The 17,826-nt window shown below is 70.5% G+C and carries 14 protein-coding genes; 4 read left to right on the top strand and 10 right to left on the bottom strand.

Going from position 1 to position 17,826, the window contains the following annotated elements; translation table 11 throughout:
• Positions 1-127 precede the first annotated feature (127 nt).
• From JHL17_RS16760 to JHL17_RS16740, 5 genes are all read right to left on the bottom strand, one after another.
• The gene (locus JHL17_RS16760) at positions 128-1,012 is read right to left on the bottom strand and encodes a DMT family transporter (protein ID WP_200194751.1); all 885 of its coding nucleotides are present in this window, start codon (positions 1,010-1,012) and stop codon (positions 128-130) included.
• Positions 1,013-1,049: 37 nt separating this feature from the next.
• Entirely contained in the window at positions 1,050-3,563 is a 2,514-nt protein-coding gene (locus JHL17_RS16755) for a cation:proton antiporter (protein ID WP_200194750.1), read from the bottom strand.
• A 132-nt stretch (positions 3,564-3,695) separates the two neighbouring features.
• A complete protein-coding gene (locus JHL17_RS16750; RefSeq protein WP_247893601.1) occupies positions 3,696-4,361 on the bottom strand; it encodes an ankyrin repeat domain-containing protein in 666 nt (221 codons plus the stop codon).
• Positions 4,362-4,518: 157 nt separating this feature from the next.
• On the bottom strand, positions 4,519-5,694 hold the full coding sequence (locus JHL17_RS16745) for a Tle-like phospholipase domain-containing protein (protein WP_200194749.1): 1,176 nt from the start codon (positions 5,692-5,694) through the stop codon (positions 4,519-4,521).
• A gap of 4 nt (positions 5,695-5,698) precedes the next feature.
• Positions 5,699-6,049, bottom strand: a complete 351-nt coding sequence (locus JHL17_RS16740; protein WP_200194748.1) for a hypothetical protein — start codon at positions 6,047-6,049, stop codon at positions 5,699-5,701.
• A gap of 205 nt (positions 6,050-6,254) precedes the next feature.
• Between JHL17_RS16740 and JHL17_RS16735 the strand changes: the two genes are divergently transcribed.
• Positions 6,255-6,926, top strand: a complete 672-nt coding sequence (locus JHL17_RS16735) for an OmpA family protein (protein WP_200194746.1) — start codon at positions 6,255-6,257, stop codon at positions 6,924-6,926.
• A 462-nt stretch (positions 6,927-7,388) separates the two neighbouring features.
• Here the strand turns inward: JHL17_RS16735 and JHL17_RS16730 are convergent, their stop codons facing one another.
• Genes JHL17_RS16730 through JHL17_RS16720 form a run of 3 tightly spaced genes read right to left on the bottom strand, consistent with a single transcriptional unit; the run spans position 7,389 to position 12,548 of the window.
• Positions 7,389-10,550, bottom strand: coding sequence for an efflux RND transporter permease subunit (locus JHL17_RS16730; protein ID WP_200194745.1), 3,162 nt, complete (start codon positions 10,548-10,550; stop codon positions 7,389-7,391).
• Positions 10,547-11,713 carry an efflux RND transporter periplasmic adaptor subunit gene (locus tag JHL17_RS16725; protein WP_200194744.1) on the bottom strand — a complete coding sequence of 389 codons (1,167 nt, stop codon included), beginning with the start codon at positions 11,711-11,713 and terminating at the stop codon, positions 10,547-10,549. Before JHL17_RS16725 ends, JHL17_RS16730 begins: the two co-directional genes overlap by 4 nt.
• A gap of 31 nt (positions 11,714-11,744) precedes the next feature.
• Positions 11,745-12,548 carry a MipA/OmpV family protein gene (locus JHL17_RS16720; RefSeq protein ID WP_200194743.1) on the bottom strand — a complete coding sequence of 268 codons (804 nt, stop codon included), beginning with the start codon at positions 12,546-12,548 and terminating at the stop codon, positions 11,745-11,747.
• Between the two features lie 214 nt (positions 12,549-12,762).
• On the opposite strand from JHL17_RS16720, the gene JHL17_RS16715 reads away from it, so the two are divergent.
• Positions 12,763-13,422, top strand: coding sequence for a response regulator transcription factor (locus tag JHL17_RS16715; protein WP_200194742.1), 660 nt, complete (start codon positions 12,763-12,765; stop codon positions 13,420-13,422).
• Between the two features lie 2 nt (positions 13,423-13,424).
• Positions 13,425-14,804 carry a sensor histidine kinase gene (locus tag JHL17_RS16710; RefSeq protein WP_200194741.1) on the top strand — a complete coding sequence of 460 codons (1,380 nt, stop codon included), beginning with the start codon at positions 13,425-13,427 and terminating at the stop codon, positions 14,802-14,804.
• Between the two features lie 225 nt (positions 14,805-15,029).
• On the opposite strand, the gene JHL17_RS16705 is transcribed toward JHL17_RS16710, so the two are convergent.
• Complete coding sequence (locus tag JHL17_RS16705; RefSeq protein ID WP_200194740.1) at positions 15,030-15,944, bottom strand: LysR substrate-binding domain-containing protein; 915 nt, start codon at positions 15,942-15,944, stop codon at positions 15,030-15,032.
• Between the two features lie 207 nt (positions 15,945-16,151).
• Here JHL17_RS16705 and JHL17_RS16700 point away from each other — a divergent pair, with 207 nt between their 5' ends.
• Entirely contained in the window at positions 16,152-17,081 is a 930-nt protein-coding gene (locus JHL17_RS16700; RefSeq protein WP_200194739.1) for a helix-turn-helix domain-containing protein, read from the top strand.
• Here the strand turns inward: JHL17_RS16700 and JHL17_RS16695 are convergent.
• Positions 17,045-17,788, bottom strand: a complete 744-nt coding sequence (locus JHL17_RS16695) for a carbonic anhydrase (RefSeq protein WP_200194738.1) — start codon at positions 17,786-17,788, stop codon at positions 17,045-17,047. The genes JHL17_RS16700 and JHL17_RS16695 overlap by 37 nt on opposite strands.
• Positions 17,789-17,826 lie beyond the last annotated feature (38 nt).

Genomic DNA, 17,826 nt, shown 5'->3' with positions numbered 1-17,826 from the left:
CCGCGAGCACACGAGGTTCAGTCAACAACACGGTTGCTCTCCCGCGAGGGGAGAGGGGCTATTTGCAACCGTGAAAGCGCTCTCTGACGATGAGATTGGCAGAGTGGTGCCGACACCGTCTCCACCCTCACTTCCGGTTGACCAGCGCCACGCCGCAGACCGCGACCGCCATGCCGGCCAAGGCGACGACGCCCAGCTTTTCGCCGAACAGGATCCAGGCGATCAAGGTCGTGACCGGCGGGGTCAGGTAGAACAGGCTGGCGACCTTGGCCGCCGCGCCGCGGCGGATCAGGGCGAACAGCAGGAAGATGGCGCCGACCGACAGCACGAAGCAGAGCCATACCAGGGCGAAGACGAACTCGCTCGTCCACTGCACCTGCATCGTCTCGGTCAGCGGGGCGGCGACCGCCAGGGCGAGCGCGGTGGCGCCGTACTGGATGGCGGTGCCGCTGCGCAGATCCATGCCGCCGCCGTGGCGCTTCTGGTACAGCGTGCCCAGCGTGATGCCGACCAGCGCCACCAGGGCATAGCCGAGCGGAACCAGATGCGCCGCGTCGATCGCCAGCTTCTCCCGCACCACCAGCCCGACGCCGGCCAGCCCCAGCAGCAGGCCGGCCCATTGCCGCCCGGTCACCCGTTCGCCCAGCAGCGGGCCGGACAGGGCGGCGGTCAGCAGCGGCTGGATGCCGACGACCAGGGCGGTCACCCCCGCCGGCAGGCCGTGCGCGATAGCGATGAAGATGCCGCTGAGATAGACGCCGTGCACCAGCAGCCCGGCCAGCGCGATCCGCCCGGCCGTCGCCCAGTCCCTGGGCCAAGGCGCCCGGCTCGCCAGCGCCACCAGCGCCAGCACCACGGCGACCAGCCCGAGCCGGAGCAGCAGGAAGGTCAGCGGCTCCACATAAGGCAGGCCGTATTTCGCCCCGATGAAGCCGGTGCTCCACAGCAGCACGAAAAGACCCGGCATCAGGCGCAGCCAGGCTTGGCTGCCGCCCGCCGTGGTCTCACTCATAGGCGGTCTCGCTCATCAAAAATCCTTCCCCGTGCGGTCAGCTCACCGCCGGGACGGCCGGAGACGACTGGGTCGGCTGGCGGCGCGCCTCGGCGACCGCCTGGATGTGGGACTGCAAATCCGCGTCCTTCTGCACCAGCCGGCGGAAATCCTTCTCATCCAGCACCAGCAATTGGCAATAGCCCAGCGCCCGCACATCTGCATTGCGCCGCTGGCGGGACAGCAGGGCCATCTCGCCGAAGAAGTCGCCGGTGCCGAGCTTCACCGGCTCCGCCAGCGTCGGCACCAGCACCTCCACCGCGCCCGACGCGATGAAGAACATGGCGTCGCCGCGCTCTCCCTTGCGCACGATGGTCTCGCCCGGCAATGCCAGCTGGGCACGCAGCAGCGTGGCGATGGTCGACACCCGCTCCGCCGGCAGCCCGGCGAACAGCGGCACCCGGCGCACCAGCTCCGCCACGTCGAAGCGGACGTCCAGCTTCGGCAGCCGCTCCAGCACCCGGCGGCGCTGTTCCAGGTCGCGCTCCAGGTCGGTCAGGACCTCCTGGCTGATGATCGATTCGGCATGCATGGTCCGGTATTCGGCATGCTCCAGCCGCAACGCGGCGCGGCCGACATAGCGGCTCTGCAGCACCACCGCATAATCGGGATATTGCAGCTTCAGCGCCGCCAGCGCCTGTTCGACGATGCCCAGCCGGCCGACCAGCATGCCCTCCAGTTCGAACGCCACCTCCTGGCCCAGCACGCGGGCCAGCCGGTCGCGGGTGAAGGCCAGCAGCTCGCGCAGCACGGTCCGCACGGCCACCAGAACCTCGAAGCGCATCGACAGCCGCCGGGCCAGCGGCCGGTGGACGCCGAAGCGGCGCTGCAGCCAGCTCGCCGTCCGCATCCAGGGGGAGAAGGCGATGAAGGGCTCTTCGAAGGCGCGGTAGCCGTTGCGGCCCTGGCTCTTGACCGCGTCGAGCAACCGGCCGCTGCGCCCGGCCAGCATCTCCATCACGGCGCGCGACACCACCCCTTCGGAGAAATGGGCGTAATAGAGCTCTTCCTCGCGGTTGACCAGGATGACGAGGCCGATGGTGACGCGGTCCTCGCCGCTCAGCTTGGCTTCCTCCTGGCTGTCGCGGTCGATCCGCTTCAGCCGCTCTTCGTAGCGGGCGACCATCACGTCCTTGACGGCACCGTCGACTTCGTAGGTCTGGGCGACGGCGGCGACGCGGTCGCGGATGCTGTCGGTGGACAGCGCCAGCGCCCGGTTGCGCATGGCGCGCTCGACCGGGGTCAGCTCGTCCAGCTTCAGCAGGCTGATCAGCCAGCGCAGTGTGGTGCCGTTGACGAACAGGGTGACGAAGACGAAGCCGGTGACCATCACCGCGACGAAGCTCTGGATGCGGTCGGGCACCCGGAAATTCTCGGTCACCGCCAGGGCCAGCGTCAGCGACACCGCCCCGCGCATGCCGCCCCACAGCATCACCGCCTGGTAGGAGCCGCTGACCTTCTGCGCCAGCCCGGCCCAGGACAGGATCGGCAGCAGGCCGAACAGCACCACCGCGCGCGCGGCGAAGGCCGCGACCACCACCACCACGACCAGCCCGACCTCGGCCCAGCCGGCATCGGCCATCAGCCGCGGCACCAGGATGGCGGTCAGCAGGAAGATCATGGAGTTGGCCCAGAAGCCCAACTGCTGCCAGACATGCTCCATCGCGCCCCAGGTGGCGGGGGAGATGCGCGTCCGCCCGACCGAGCCGACGACCAGCGCCGAGGTCACCACCGCGACCACGCCCGACGCGCCGACGTAATGTTCCGCCGCCACGTAGGACAGGTAGGCAAGCGCCACCGTCAGCGTGATCTCCGCCATCGGCTGGTTGCGCACCGGCTCCACCAGCATGCAGACGATGCGGCCGCAGACATAGCCGGTGACGACGCCGCCGGCGAAATCGCGCAGGAAGTCCAGCGCCGCCGCCCCGGCCCCGCCATGGGACGTGCGCGTCAACATGTCGAGCAGCAGGGTGAACAGGGCGATGGCGGCGGCGTCGTTCAGCAGGGCTTCGCCCTCGACCAGCGTGGTCAGCCGTCTCGGCGCGCCGAGGTCGCGGAAGATGCCGATGACCGCCGCCGGGTCGGTGGAGGCGACGATGGAGCCCAGCAGCAGGCAGGCGACCAGCGGGATCGGGGTGAACAGGTTGACCGCATAGCCGACGGCGAAGGTACAGACGAACACCGCCACCACCGCCATCAGCAGGATCGGCCCGAGATCGTCGAACAGCCGCCGCACGTCGACCGCCAGCGCCGTCTCGAACAGCAGGATCGGCAGGAAGACGTGCAGCAGCACGTCGGACGAGACGTCCAGCTCGGCCAGCGAGTTCAGGAAGTCGTGGAACGGGTCCTTGCCCGGCCCGGCGAAGGTCTGGATCACCGCGCCCAGCGCCACGCCGACGCCGGCCAGCAGCACGGTGAAGGGCACCTGGAAGCGGGCGGCCAGCGGCGGCAGGAAACTGACGAGGGCGAGAAGCCCGGCGACGCCGAGGACTTGAATGACGATGTCGTGCATGGTTCCACGGAACGGCTGCGGCGTGGGCTGCACGGTATCGCCGCACTGCGGCGGGAGCAAGGCCGGGTGCAGCCGAATCCTGCGGCAAAAAACGGTCCCGGCGGAGTGCCCCTCCCGCCGAGGATTGCGGGGTCAGCGCGCCAGCGGCGCCGCGATCCCGCGCGACAGCAGAAATTGCCGGCAGCGCTGCTGCCAGTCCGAAAGCGGCGAGGCCGGGTCGAGGTCGGCGTGGAAGATGTAGTCGGCCGCCGCGTCCTCCGACACCGGCGAGCGGTGCAGCGCGTCGGCGTTGCGGCCCAGCAGATAGGCCACGACATGGAACTGGTTCATGCGCGCCAGCACCAGCGTCACCGTGCTGCCGCTGTCGTCGGTCGCCTCGATGTCGGCGCCGGCGTCCAGCAGGATGCGGACGGCGTCGGCGTTGCGGCGCAGCCCGGCATTGACCAGGATCGGCTCGCCGATCGCGTTGCGGGCGTTGGCATCGCCGCCGAAGGCCAGCAGCAGCCGCAGCCAGTCGGTGTCGGTGCCGGACGCCACCATGGTCAGCGCCGATTCGCCGTCGCGGGCACGCAGGTTCGGGTCGGCGCCGGCCTCCAGCAGGGCCTTGGCGCCGGGCTTGCTGTGGCTGGCGATGGCGAACAGCAGCGGCGTCATCCCCTCCGTCCCCAGCGCGTTCGGGTTCGTCCCGGCGGCGACGAGCTGGCGCACCGTGGCGGCGTCCCCCCGGCCGGCGGCCTCGGCCAGCTTCGCCGTGGCGGCATCGGGGAAGAACTGGCTGGCGGGCGGCAGGGCGGCCATGGCGGACCTCGCGGAGAAAAGGGTGGGAAGGGGCGTCCAGCCTGCGGCCAGCGCCACCAGGATCAACAGGCGGCGGAGAAAGGCAATGCCGAAGCGGGCACCGCCGGGATATCCAGGGCCGGGATATCCAAGGCCGGGATGTCCGGGGCGAGGACGCTCAGCGCCGGAGCGCCGCACGCAGTTGCCCCTCATCCGCCCGTTTCTGCTTTTCGATGGCGTTGATGGGATAGGCCATGCCGTGCTTGGTGACGGAATCGCCGACGGTGCCCTTGACATAATCCAGGCCCTTCTTGCCCGCGGCCTTGCCGACGAAGGCGTTGCCGTGCTCGTCCACCGCTTCCAGCGGTATGTTCCTGCCGATGCTGGTCGGCATCGGCCCGACGAGGTTCTGGGCGGTGGTCAGCATCTCGCCGCCCACCTGATAGTTGGTGACCTTGCCGGAATTCGCCCGCGACTTGCCGAAGGCGGCGACGGTGTCGTCCTTCAGGCCGGCGGTGTTGAAGGTGGTGCAGGGCACGTCGGTCACCACCGCGCCTGCGGTCGCCAGCCCGCCGCCCAGCGAATGGCCGGCCATCTCCAGCCGCGACCCGACCTTGCTCTTCACCTTCTGCGCCGCCTGGATCGTTCGCTCGTAATAGTCGGACCGCAGGCCGACGCCCTGCTGCAGGTTGTTGACCCAGTCCTCCTTGGCGGTGAAGGTCGTGCCCTTCGGTACCAGGACCACCTGCGGCGGCGAGCCGAACACCTTCGGATCGGACACATACAGCTCCGCCCGGTAGCCCGACGCGGTGCCGGGGTCGAGGTCGCTGGGAACCAGGCCGTATTTGCGCAGCTCGGCCGGGTTGTCGCTGAGCCGGCTCCAGCCCGGCGGCGGCGTCTTCGGCGAATCGGGGCCGTTCTCGTGGTGATAGACGTCGGCGGCCAGCCGCGCCCGCTCCACCGCCTTGTTGTCGCGGGCGAAGCGCTCGGTGACGTCGGGCAGCACCTTCTTCTCGCGCGCCTCGGCGATCAGCGCCTGCCGCTCGGCCACCCGCTTGGCCTTGGCGTCGATCTCGGCCTGGGAACAGGGGATGGTCGGGTTCTTGGCCGGGACCGGGGTGTTCTTGCGGAAATGGTTGGCCAGATCGTCGGTCAGGGTCTGGCCGGCGGCCTTGGCCCCGCGCTTGGCCGCGCCGCGGAAGTCGCCCTGCATCACGGCGGACCCGGCCTCCTTCACGCCGGCCTTGGCCGTCTCGGCCGCCATCCGCCCGCCGGTGCGCAGGGTCTGGTAGGCCGCCTTCGCCTTCGCCGTGGCGTTTGCGGCGAGGTCGGTCAGCGTGGAGAAGATCGGCATGGCGTCAATCCCGCTGCGACAGGGCGGCGATCATGGCGTCGACCCACTCGGTCAGCCATTCCGCCTTCCGGTCGGCGGTCATCGCCGGATCGGCCAGCACGTCGCGCGCCGCCGGGCTGTCCTCGTCGAAGCGGTCGCCGGCCAGCGCCGCCGTGACGATGTAGCAGGCGGCCTGCCAGCGCGTCGTCATCCCATGCGCCTCTGCCCGCGCCAGCTGGCTGCGGCCGAACAGGCGGAAGTCGTCGGCCGGGACCGGGGCGGCATCCGGGAAGCGCTCCGCCAGATAGCGGTGCACCGCACGGATCAGATCCTCTTCCCCCAGCTTGTCCAGCTGGGCCTGCGACAGAACGAGCACGGCCTACCCCGATCGATTAGGATACCCGGATATGATAGGGAGGCAATCTGCGCGGGAAAAGCGTCAACTGCACCGGTGACCGTGTGATTTATCGGCTGGGTTGGCTGGGGCGAGCACAACCCGGGCGGCGGCCCCTGGAAGGCCGGCGCGCCGTCGTTTAGACTGTGGCCGGTATTGGCCGTGTTGGAATTGGGAGCCGTCGAGGATGAGGATCGGAACCGTCAGGGCGTTGCGGCCGGCGCTGGCCGGGATGGGCCTGCTGCTGGCGCTGGGAGGTGCCGCATGGGCGGCCGATCCGACCGGTGCGCCGACCACGTCGGAGGACTTCATCAAGGCGCTGAAGCCCCAGGCCCAGCCGGACGCTCCGGCGAGCGACGAGAAGCCGCGGACCCGCGGCCTTGCGCTCGGTACCGGCGATGCGACGGCGCCGGCCGCTCCACCGGCGGCGGCTGCCCAGAGTTCCGCTCCGCCTGCCGCGGCCTCCCCGCCGGCCGCCGCGGCGCAGGCGAAGGTGGCGCCCCAGCCGAAGGCCGCGCCCAGGATCAGCTTCCAGGTGGAGTTCGCCTTCAACTCGGCGCAGCTGTCGCCGAAGGCCACCGGCATCCTGAACGAGCTGGGCCGCGCCCTGACCTCGCCGGACCTCAGCGCCTACCGGTTCCAGCTGACCGGCCACACCGACGCCGTCGGCAGCGCCGACTACAACCTCGCTCTGTCGAAACGGCGCGCCGCCTCGGTCCGCGACTATCTGACCAAGACCTTCGGCGTGTCCCCCGGCCGCCTGATGGCCCGCGGCCTGGGATCGCAGCAGCTGCTCGACCCGGCCAACCCGGCCAGCGACGCCAACCGCCGGGTGGAGATCGTCAACCTCGGCTCATGAGGGAGGGGGCACGGAGAACGGAACGCGCCCGGGACACGGTTGGGGTTCCGACGCCTACATGTGCAATCTGATCAGCTCCCGCAACGTCGTGGTCGTCGAGGACGGTGATCGGGAGAGCAAACCTGCATGTGACGGCCGGTGCCCATTGCCGAACGTGGCGAACCTGCGGTGTGGCCACTTTGGCGTAGAGCGCGTTACCGGTCTAGCCCTCGCCTTGGCAGCCGTTCCATTCGTCCGATTTTGACCCGAAACCTGCGGTACCCTGCCTTGCCCAGCACGATCCACGCTGCACCCGAATGTTCCGCTGTTGCGAACGCTTGGCCGGCTGCAAGGACGGGATCATCGGCGACCTTGCTCCGGGATGCGCTTCACCGCCCTTTAGCTTCCTGAAGCGTTCTTCGGTGCCTTTGGCCCCCTGTTCCGCCCGGCCGCGAGCGTGGCGCGCCTCTCATGGTCGAATGGCTAGCGGTCCTCATCCCGCCTGCCGGCCAGCCGGCCGAAGACGCGGGCGAGCAGCCGCGAGAGGTCGTCCATGATCAGGAAGACGGAAGGAACGACGACGAGGCTCAGCGCCGTCGAGACGATGATGCCGCCGATGACCGCAATCGCCATCGGGGCGCGGAAGGAGCCGCCCTCGCCGACGCCCAGGGCAGATGGCAGCATGCCCGCGGACATGGCGACCGAGGTCATGACGATCGGGCGGGCGCGCTTGCGCCCGGCCTCGACGATCGCCGCCCTGCGGTCCATGCCGCGACGCATCGCCGCGATCCCGCCGTCGACGAGCAGGATCGCGTTCTTGCTGACGACCCCCATCAGCATGAGGATGCCGATCAGCACCGGCATGGACAGCGCGTTCCGGGTCAGGATCAGGCCGGCCGCCACGCCGCCGATGGCGAGCGGCAGCGAGAACAGGATGGTGAAGGGCTGGATCACGTCCCTGAAGAGCAGGATCAGGACGACCAGCACCATCATCAGGCCCAGGATCATCGCATCGCCGAAGCCCTGCTGCACCTCTTCCTGGATTTCGGCATCGCCGCTTTCGACGACGGTGACGGTCGGCGGAAGCCCCGCCCCGGCCACGATCGCCCGGACGCGGTCGGTTGCCGTGTCGAGCGCGACCCCGGCCGGCAGGTCCGCGCCGAGCGCCACGACGCGATGGCGGTCGTGGCGCCGGATCGACCCCGGCCCTTCCGCATGGTCGATGTCCGCGACGACCGACAGCGGAACCATCGCCCCGGACGCGGTCCGGACCTTCAGGCTGCGGATCGCGGCGAGGTCGGTGCGGATGGCGCGGTCGAGCTGGACGCGGATCGGGATCAGCCGTCCGTCGAGCGCGATCTTGGCCAGTTGCGCGTCGCTGTCGCCGATGGTGGCGATGCGGACGAGCTGTGCGATCTGCTCCGCCGTGACGCCAAGGCGGGACATGCGGTCGTCATGCGGGCGGATCCGCAACTCCGGCCGCGGCAGCGCGCCGTCGGTGCCGGCGTTGGCGACCAGCGGATCGCCGCGCAGCCCCGCCTCCAGGCGCGCGACCGCATGGTCGAGATCCGCCGCGCTGTCGGACAGCAGGTTGAAGGACAGGTCGCGCTCCCCCTCCTCGTTCATCCTGACGATGCGGACGTCGGGGATCGGTCGCAGCCGGCCTAGCATCTCCGCTTCGATGCGGGACTGCGGCGTTGTGCGGCCGGCCGGCGCGCGCTTGGGCAGATGCGGCCCGATCAACGGAATCCGGCCGGCCACGTCGTTGACCAGCGCGGTGGCGAGCGAGTGGTCGAGCGGGTCGAGACGCACGGTGACCGTGGCGAGGCGCGGCTCCGGATCGCCGACCGGCGAGACGCCGCCGAGCACGAAGACGCTCGCGACGCCGTCGATGCCCCTGATCCGGTCATGGATCGCCGCCGTCGTCCGTTCGGTATCCTCCAGCGTCGCGCCCGGCGGCAGCTCGACCGACAGGCTGACCCGCGCATTGTCTTCCGGCGGCATGAAACTGCCGGGGATCTGGGCCAGGACGTACACCGAGACACCCAGGGCGCCGATTGCGGCGAGCAGCGTGGCGTAGCGCCGGCGCGTCGTCACGGCGATGAGGGCGGTGTAGAGCCGCAGGATGCCGCCGTCCCCGCCTCCGCCGCCGTCCCGGTGGCGGCCCGCCTCCGCCGGGCGCAGCAGATGGGCCGCCATCACCGGGATGATCAGGCGGGCGACCAGAAGGGAGAAGAGGACGGCGACCGCGACCGTCAGGCCGAACTGGATGAAGTACTGCCCGGCGATGCCCGGCATGAACGAAACGGGCAGGAACACGGCGACGATGGCGAAGGTGGTGGCGATCACCGCCAAGCCGATCTCGTCCGTCGCGTCGATGGCGGCGCGGTAGGGCGGCTTGCCGCTCCGGATGTGACGTTCGACGGTCTCGATCTCGACGATCGCGTCATCGACGAGGATGCCGGTCGCCAGCGTCATCGCCAGCAAACTGACGAGGTTCAGCGAAAAGCCGAGAAGATCCAGGGCCCAGAAGGTCGGAATCGCCGAAAGCGGCAGGGCGACCGCTCCGATCAGGGTGGAGCGCCAGTTGCGCAGGAACGCCATCACGATGAGGATGGCGAGGAGCCCGCCCTCGGCCAGCGTGTGGAGCGCCGCCTCGTAGGTGCCATGGGTGACGACGACCGCATCGTCGGTCAGGGCGATGGCGACGTCCGGGTGTTGCGCGCGGATGCCGTCGAGCGTTCGGGCCACGGTGTCGGCGACGCTCCCTTCGCTGGCGCCCTTGGCGCGGAACACCGCGACGGTGACGACCGGAAGCCCGTCGACACGGGCGAACGACCGCGGCTCCCGGTGGGCATCGGTCACCTGCCCCAGATCCGACAGCCTGACGAAACGGCCGTTGGGCAGCCCGATCATCGTGCCGGCCAGTTCCGCCACGTCCCGGGCGTCACCCAGCAGGCGGATCGCCTGCTCGCCGCCGCCGACCCGCCCGCGGCCGGAACCGAGGTCCAGGTTCATGCGGCGAAGCTGGCCGTCAACGTCGGCGGCGGTGATCCCGAAGGCATCCAGGCGGTCGGCGTCGAGTTCGATCCGGACCTCGCGGTCGGAGCCGCCCTGGCGCTCGACGCGGCTGACGCCGCGCTGGCCCTGGATGGCGCGGGCGATCGTGTCGTCGACGAACCATGACAGCCCCTCCAGCGTCATGCCGGGCGAGGAGACGGCGAAGGTCTGGATCGCCTGACCTTCGACCTCGACCCGCGAGACGGTCGGAGCGTCGATCATGGCCGGAAGATCGCCGCGAATTCGCTCGACCGCGTCCCTGACGTCCTGCAAGGCCTCGCCGGTGGGCACCTCCAGACGGAAGGCGACGACGGTCGTGGAACGGCCGTCGGTGATCGTCGATGCGATGTGATGGACGCCGGCGATGCCGGCGACCGCGTCCTCGATCCGCTTGGCGACCTGGGCCTCGAGCTCGGCAGGGGTGGCGCCATCCTGCGTGACGGCAATCGAGACGACCGGCACGTCGATGGTGGGAAGCCGCGTGATCGGCAGGGCGTCGAGGGATCGCCAGCCGAGCACGACCAGCACGCAGAACGCCAGGATCGGGGCGACCGGATTGCGGATCGACCATGCGGAGACGTTCATGGCCCGGGCTCCGCCTTGACCGCGACGATCCGGTCGCCGTCGCGCACGAAGGCGCCGGCCTTCGCCACCGCCCGCTCCCCCGCCGCGAGGCCGGACAGGATCTCGACGAAAGCCCCGTCCTGGATGCCGGCCGTCACCGGCACCAGACGGACGACGCCGTCCTCGACCTTGCGGACGGCGGCTCCGCCATCGGCCGCGCCGACCGCGGTCCGGGGCAGGACGACCGCCCGCCTCTCCGCGGCGACGATGACGGCGCTCGCGTGCATGCCGGCGCGGGCCTCGGCCGCATCGGCCAGGGCGATCCGGACGGTGCCCAGGCGCGTCTGCGCGTCGACCGTCGGCATGATCAGGCGGATCGTCCCGGCGACCGCCATGCGGCTGCCAGCAAGCCTGACCGTTGCCGGCTGACCGACCGCGAGCTTGAGGAGGTCGGCCTCGGCGACGTCGGCCCTCATCTCGACCGCGCCGTCGCGGATGATGGTGTACAGCGGCAGGACGTTGGCGCTGCCGCTGGCGATGGCGCCGACCTTGGCGTTCCTGGCCGAGACCACACCGCCGACCGGTGCGGTGACGGCGGTGCGGGCGAGGCGCAGGTCGACGTCGGCGAGGCGCGCGCGGGCCAGCCTGATGTCCGCCGCGGCGATGCCCAGGGCCTGCTCCGCCGAACGGAGACGCGCCTGCGCGGCGGTGGCGAGTGCCTTCAGCCGGTCGGCCTCGGCGCTCGACACCGTTCTGTTCGCCGAAAGCCGCTCGGCGCGGTCGGCGACGCGGGCCGCCTCGTCGGCGTTCGCCTTGGCCTCGGCACGCTGCGCCTGCCATTGCGCGAGGGCCGCCTCCGTCCTGGCGAGGGTGGCCGCGAGCTGGCTTTTCTCCAGCAGCAGCGCGTCGTCGTCGAGAACGGCCAGCGTGCTGCCCGGTTCGACCCGGTCGCCGCGTTCGGCGGTCAAGGCGCGGATGGAGAGTCCGTCCACCAGCGGCGCGACATGGATCTCCTCCACCGCCTCGATCGACCCGGTTGCCAGGACGCGATCGCGGATCCTGCGCTCCATCGCCTCGACGACGACGACCGAGGGCAGGATCGGCCGAGGGTCCGGCGGTACCGCCTCCTCGGCCAGGGCACCCGAACTGGTGAGGAGCGACAACGCCGCGCGGGCGCCCAGCACAAGAAATCTCCGAAGCATCGCCGCCCGCCCGCTACCAGCGATAGCTCAGGCCGACCAGGGCGGAGCCCTGGCCCTCGCTGCCCTCGCGCTTGACCAGCGGGCTGTCGGCGGCGTCGCCGAGCAGCCGGGTGTAATTGAGCCGGCCCATCGCCATGACCGAGTCGGTCACCCGGTAGCCGAGGCCGACGGTGACGCCTGCGTCCTTGAAACCGGCGGCAGCATCGTAACGGGCGTAATGGCGGGCGGACCGCGCGGCCTGGGCCGCGGTGATGCCAAAGGTGTTGCCCATGTACTTGTCATCGGCCCAGGTGACGTGCGGGGTCACGCTGAAGCGGCCCCGGCCGTCGAACAGCCCGAGTCCATACTCCGCCTCGGCGGTGGCCTGGAGGCCCTCGCGGTCGCCGGACAGGTCGCGGGCAACCTCCAGGCCGAGGCCCACGGGGCCGGCCTCGTAGCCGAGCCGGACCACCGCCACCGCGCCGCCCTCCAGATCCCCCAGGCCTTTCAGGGCGTCGTTGTCGCTCTCGTCGCGGCCGAAGTCGTAGCGGACGCCGAGGTCGACCCGCAGGCGGTCGGTCTTGAGCGGGGTCGCGAAGACCCCGATCCCGCCCCGCGTGGTGAACCGGACCCGGTCCCGCCAGGACAGCTCCACCACCGGCACCGGCCGCACTTTGTAGTCGTTGGAGCCCTCGTAATCCGGCGCGTAGAGGGCGCCGGCGCCGAGCGTGAAGGACCACTCCGCCGGGGGGCGGTCCTCGGCCGCCGCGATCCCCGCCATCATGGTCCCCGCCGCCACCGTGGCGCAGAATGCCGCCGCCGGAAATATGTGTCTCATTATGATTGCGCCTTGTGTCCAGATCAGGTTCGGCGCGGACCCTGACACCGCTGCCTGAACCGGACCTGAACGCGGCCGTTGCGTTCGGCCGTTGCGTAACCGGGCGTCGCGTAACCGGGCGTCGCGGCAGGGCATCGACTCAGCTTCGCTTCAGCTTTCCCTGCTATCCCTGTCTTCCAACCACCCTCCAACCGCCCCAACCCGTGAGTGAGGCATGCGCATTCTGCTCGTCGAGGATGACCCGCTGATCGGCGACGCCATCCGCACCCGCCTGACCCGGGCCGGCATGACCGTCGATTGGCTGGAGGACGGCGCCAGCCTCGACGGCGTCACCGAGCTCGACGCCTTCGATCTGATGGTCCTCGATCTCGGCCTGCCCGATCGCGACGGCCTCGACATCCTGCGCCGGCAGCGGGCGGACGGCCACGGCCTGCCGATCCTGATCCTGAGCGCGCGCTACGAGCTGGACAGCCGGGTGCGCGGCCTCGACCTCGGCGCCGACGACTATCTGGTCAAGCCGTTCGCCATGGAGGAACTGATGGCGCGCTGCCGCGCGCTCGCCCGCCGCCGCGGCGACGGGCGGCCGGGAATCCTGCACTACCGCGACCTGCGGATCGACCCCGCGTCTCTCGCCGTGCTGCGCGGCGCCGACAGCGTCGCGCTGACTCCGAAGGTGTTCGCGCTGCTGCTGCTGTTCGTCGAGAACCAGGGCCGGGTCCTCACCCGCAATACCCTCGAAAACCATCTCTACGGCTGGAGCGGCGAGGCCGAGAGCAACACGCTGGAGGTGTTCGTTTCGCAAATCCGCCGCAAGCTCGGCGCCGACCTGATCCAGACGATCCGCGGTGTCGGCTACATGCTGCCGAAGGAGTGAGCATGCCGTCGATCCACGCGCGCCTGCGGCGCCGGCTGGCCTGGCTGATCGCCGCAACCTGGGTGCCGGCCTTTCTCCTGATCGTCGGCGCCGTGGCGCTGGAGTACAAGGAATCGTTCCACAGCCGGACCGCCCACACGGCGCAGCTGATGCTGGCCTTCGCCGCGACGCAGCCGGCGTCGCCCGCCGTGATGCCGATCTTCCAGGAACAGCACGACCCCGACTTCGAACTCGACGACTATCTGGTGGTGATCAGCCGGGACGGGCAGCTGCTCTATGCGTCGGAGGCGCTGCCGCCGGAACGGCTGCTGGCCCTGCCCATGGAAGGCAAGGCCGACGTCGGCGACGGCCTGCGCATCCTCCATGGCTTCGAGGACGAGCGCACCGGCACGCGGGTGGTGATCGGCATCGATGCGTGGGAGCCGCTGTGGTCCTCGCTCCAGGTGGCCGGGGTGGTGGCGGGCTATGTCCTGTGCGCGACGGTGCTGGGGGGAGCTGCCCTGACGGTCGGCATCCGTTCCGGTCTGACCCCGCTCGGCGCCTTCGCCGATCAGGTCGGGAACCGCAGCGAGGAGAACCTCGCGCCGCTCGACGAGGTCGAGGTGCCGAGCGAGCTGCGGGTGGTCGCCCACGCGCTGAACGATCTGATGGCGCGGCTGCGGCTGGTGCTGGACCGCGAGCGCGATTTCGTATCGAACGCGGCCCACGAGCTGCGCACGCCGCTCACCGCGATCCGTGCCCAGGTGGAAGCCCTCGACGACGATCTGCCCGAGCGCGCCCGGCCACGCTTCACCAAGATCCTGGAGGCCGTGGACCGGGCCGGCCGGCTGATCACGCAGCTCCTCGACGTCACACGGTCGCAGTCTCTCGATCTGGCGCGGCACCCCGGCAGCCGGATCGACCTTGTCGAGCTCGCGCAGTCCGTCGTCGCCGAACTGGTGCCGGCGGCCAATCGGCGCGAGGTGGAGATCACGCTGGAATCGTCCCGATCGGCCGCCGTCATCGCCCACCCGGAGCTGCTGGCGATCGTGCTGCGCAACGTCGTCGAGAATGCGGTGAAGTACGCCGCCTCGCCGGGCCGGGTGACGGTCACGGTCGCCGCCGACGGGCCGGCCGGCACCGGACTGCTGGTGGAGGACGATGGCGCCGGCCTGTCGGCGGATGCGTTCGAACGCGCGTTCGAGCGGTTCCAGCGGCTCGGGCGCTCCGGCGGCGATGGGGTCGGCCTCGGTCTCTCGATTGTCGCCGAGCTGTGCCGGCGCATGCATGTGCCGGTGGAGCGGCTGGAACCGGGGGCGCTGGGTGGGCTGCATGTCCGCATGCGGCTGCCGAGCGCGCCGCCGCTGCTGCCACCGGATCACCGGACCACCTCCTATGGTTGAGGTGGGGCTCGACCTCGGACGGAGCCGACGGGCGGCGGTCGCATCATTGTGGAGGTCCGCTTCCGGCGCTTAGTCGACACTCGGACGGGCGGACTTGAGGATGGCAGCGACCTTGACGATTTGGTGGCATTTTTCCAGGGCTCTGCATTCCAGGATTTCAGGGTCCGAACGGCGATCAAAGCGCCAAACCCATAACCCCCCGCTCCGCCGACCAACCGTCCCCCTTCACCGCCAAGCCCCGTCCCGCGTCAGTTCCGCCAGGATATCACGCAGGATGCCGTGCGCCGCACGGGCGGCGACTGGCATCGGCCGACCCGACGCATGGGCCAGCAGGATGCTGCGCTCGATCTGCGGCTCGGCGATCGGCAGGCCAGCCAACCGCTCCGCCACCGTGCCGTAGCGCGCCACCCGCTCCGACAGCACGGTATAGCCGCAGCCTTCCGCCACCAGCGCCTTGATCTGCTCCAGCGCGTCGATCTCCAGGGCGACGGTGACCTCCGCCCGGGCCAGCAACGCCGCATGCTCCACCTCCTCGCGCACGCCGTGCGGCCGTCCCGGCAGGATCAGCGGCAGGGCCAGCGCCTCGGCGAAGGGGATGGAGCCGCGGCCCTGCAGAAGCGGGTCGTCCGCCGGCCCGACCAGATGCAGCCTTTCCCGCGCCACTGGCTCGGTCTCCAGCCCCGCCATCTCCTTGGCGCCGAACACCAGCGCGAGGTCGAGCTGTCCCGACAGCACCCATTCCAGCATATGGCCCGACAGCCCTTCGACCACCCGCAGCCGGATCTGCGGATGGGTGCGGCGCACCGCCAGCGCCAGCGGCACGGTCAGCACCGGCCCGAGCGAGGTCGGGATGCCGACGGTCGCCGGTCCCGCCGGCACCGCCTCCACCGCGCGCACCTCGTCGCGCAGCCCGTCCATCTGCTCGATCAGCGCCGCCGCCCGCTGCGCCAGCCGCCGCCCGCTTTCGGTCGGCACCACCCCGCGCGCCGTGCGCAGGACGAGCTGGCAGGCGAACTCCTCCTCCAGCCGCTTCAGGTGCAGGCTGAGCGCCGGCTGCGCCACCCGCAGGGCATCCGCCGCGCGGGAGATCGATCCATGCTCGACGATGCCCAGGAAATAGCGCAGCTGCCGCAGATCCATGGTGCCGGACTCGTCATTGCCGATAACGTGGCACTATGAGGACCGCTGCCGGGATCGCGTGTCAATATGGGTTTGGTCCGGTGCCGCTCCGGCCCGTCGCGTTTGTCTTATCCGGCGTTCGGCGACTTGACCTAAGCTTGCGGTCGGATGTCGCCGTCGCCGTCCACGGAGCGGCGATCCGGGACGCTGACGCGCGAGGCCTTGCCGATGGATGTGGGGACGCCGGTGGAGGAGGAACCCGAATGGATGCGGCGGCATCCGGATTTCCAGGCGGTTCTCTGCCATTTCTGCGACCGGCTGGTCGCCCCGCTGCGGCGGCAGCGGGTGATGATCAAGCTTTTCGGCCAGCGCGCCCCGACCGAGATCGCCGCCCAGATCATCATGATGCACACGACCGCCCGGTCACCGTCGGAGCGGCCGACGGTGACGCGCATTCAGGACCGGCTGCCCGGAACCCGGCGGACCGCCGCGTTCATCGCCCTGCTGCGCGGCTTCGGCATCGTCCAGGCCGAACGGGATCCGGGGGATGCCCGGATCCGCTATCTGGTGCCCGGCCCGATCTTGGTCGATGGCCTGCGCGACTGGTTGGCGCTGCATCTCTCCTGCCACTGCCGGCTGGCCGGCGGCGAGGATGCCGGGGAGAGGCTGCGCACCGACCGCGGTTTCTACGACCGGGTGGTGCGTGAATGCGCAAGCCTGCTCGATCCGCGGAACCGGCCGCTGCTGCGCCATCCCGACCTCGCTTGGCTCGACGAGCATGACAGCGGCCTTTACCTCGCCCTGACTCTGGTGGAGCGTAGCCTGGCGCAGGCTGCGACCGCCGGAGCCGGAGACGACGGCGGGGGCTGGGTAGAGGCGTCGGCCGCCGATCTCGCTGCCTTGCTCGGCGTGTCGAAGTCCCATATCCGCAACCTGATCAACGCGATGGAAGCGCGGGGCCTGATCCGTCAGGACGAGCACCGCCACCGCCTGTTGCCGACCGACCGCTTCAGGCAAGCGGTGGAGCGCTGGTTCTGCCATCAGATCGACGGGATCGCGCAGGCTGCCCGCCGGGCGGGGAGGGGAGCCGAAGACGCCCGCCCCGCCGCCGTCCTTGCCGATCAGAGCAGCGCCACCTTCCCCGTGGCGATGTCATAGACGCCGCCGACGACTTTCATCCGGCCGTCGGCCGCTAGCGGCGAGAGGATGGGTTCGGCCTCGGCAAGCCGGCGGACATTGTGGCGGACGTTTTCCGCCGTCGCCTCGGCCATCAGGTCGGCGGGCTTGCGGGCCATGGCGGCCTCCACGCCGGGTTTCAGCGCGTCGATCAGGACCGGCAGATGGCCGGGCAGTTGCGTGCCGTCCCGGATCGTCTTGATGGTGGCGCCGATCGCGCCGCAGCCGGTATGGCCCAGCACCAGGATCAGCGGGATGTTCAGCACCTTGACGCCGTATTCCAGGCTGGCCAGCCCGTCGTCATTGACGAAATTGCCGGCCACCCGGACGATGAACAGCTCTCCCGGGCCTTGATCGAACAGGATTTCCGGGGCGACCCGCGAATCGGCGCAGCTGACGATGCCGGCGAAGGGGTGCTGGGACTGCGCCCGCGCCGCCCGCCCGGCCGAATGGTCCCGGTTGCGGGAGGTGTTCGCCGCATAGCGGGCGTTTCCGGCGGTCAGACGCCGCAGGGCCTCATCGGGCGTAAGGGGCGCCGCCGGCTTTTCCTTCTCCTTGGCCGCGACCGGAAGGGGCGCCAGCGCCAGGGCGCCGGCCAGGGTGCCAACCGTGCCGGCAAGAACGCCGCCGGTCTTGATCAGATGCCGGCGCGTCAGCTCGCTGCCGGCCATTTCGCACAACAGACACATTCGTCACCCCCCGGTTCAGGACAGGCTTCCACGACAGT

This window comes from Azospirillum endophyticum (genome assembly GCF_016595245.1).
Lineage (GTDB): Bacteria > Pseudomonadota > Alphaproteobacteria > Azospirillales > Azospirillaceae > Azospirillum > Azospirillum endophyticum.
Note: the sequence above shows the minus strand (reverse complement) of the source record. Positions and strands in the feature narration are given on the sequence as shown.

Coding starts and splice junctions, on each gene's coding strand:
- JHL17_RS16715 (WP_200194742.1), top strand. CDS start 12,763: ATGCGCATTCTGCTCGTCGAGGATGACCCGCTGATCGGCGACGCCATC.
- JHL17_RS16705 (WP_200194740.1), bottom strand. CDS start 15,944: ATGGATCTGCGGCAGCTGCGCTATTTCCTGGGCATCGTCGAGCATGGA.
- JHL17_RS16755 (WP_200194750.1), bottom strand. CDS start 3,563: ATGCACGACATCGTCATTCAAGTCCTCGGCGTCGCCGGGCTTCTCGCC.
- JHL17_RS16730 (WP_200194745.1), bottom strand. CDS start 10,550: ATGAACGTCTCCGCATGGTCGATCCGCAATCCGGTCGCCCCGATCCTG.
- JHL17_RS16695 (WP_200194738.1), bottom strand. CDS start 17,788: ATGTGTCTGTTGTGCGAAATGGCCGGCAGCGAGCTGACGCGCCGGCAT.
- JHL17_RS16760 (WP_200194751.1), bottom strand. CDS start 1,012: ATGAGTGAGACCACGGCGGGCGGCAGCCAAGCCTGGCTGCGCCTGATG.
- JHL17_RS16735 (WP_200194746.1), top strand. CDS start 6,255: ATGAGGATCGGAACCGTCAGGGCGTTGCGGCCGGCGCTGGCCGGGATG.
- JHL17_RS16750 (WP_247893601.1), bottom strand. CDS start 4,361: ATGGCCGCCCTGCCGCCCGCCAGCCAGTTCTTCCCCGATGCCGCCACG.
- JHL17_RS16710 (WP_200194741.1), top strand. CDS start 13,425: ATGCCGTCGATCCACGCGCGCCTGCGGCGCCGGCTGGCCTGGCTGATC.
- JHL17_RS16720 (WP_200194743.1), bottom strand. CDS start 12,548: ATGAGACACATATTTCCGGCGGCGGCATTCTGCGCCACGGTGGCGGCG.
- JHL17_RS16745 (WP_200194749.1), bottom strand. CDS start 5,694: ATGCCGATCTTCTCCACGCTGACCGACCTCGCCGCAAACGCCACGGCG.
- JHL17_RS16700 (WP_200194739.1), top strand. CDS start 16,152: ATGGATGTGGGGACGCCGGTGGAGGAGGAACCCGAATGGATGCGGCGG.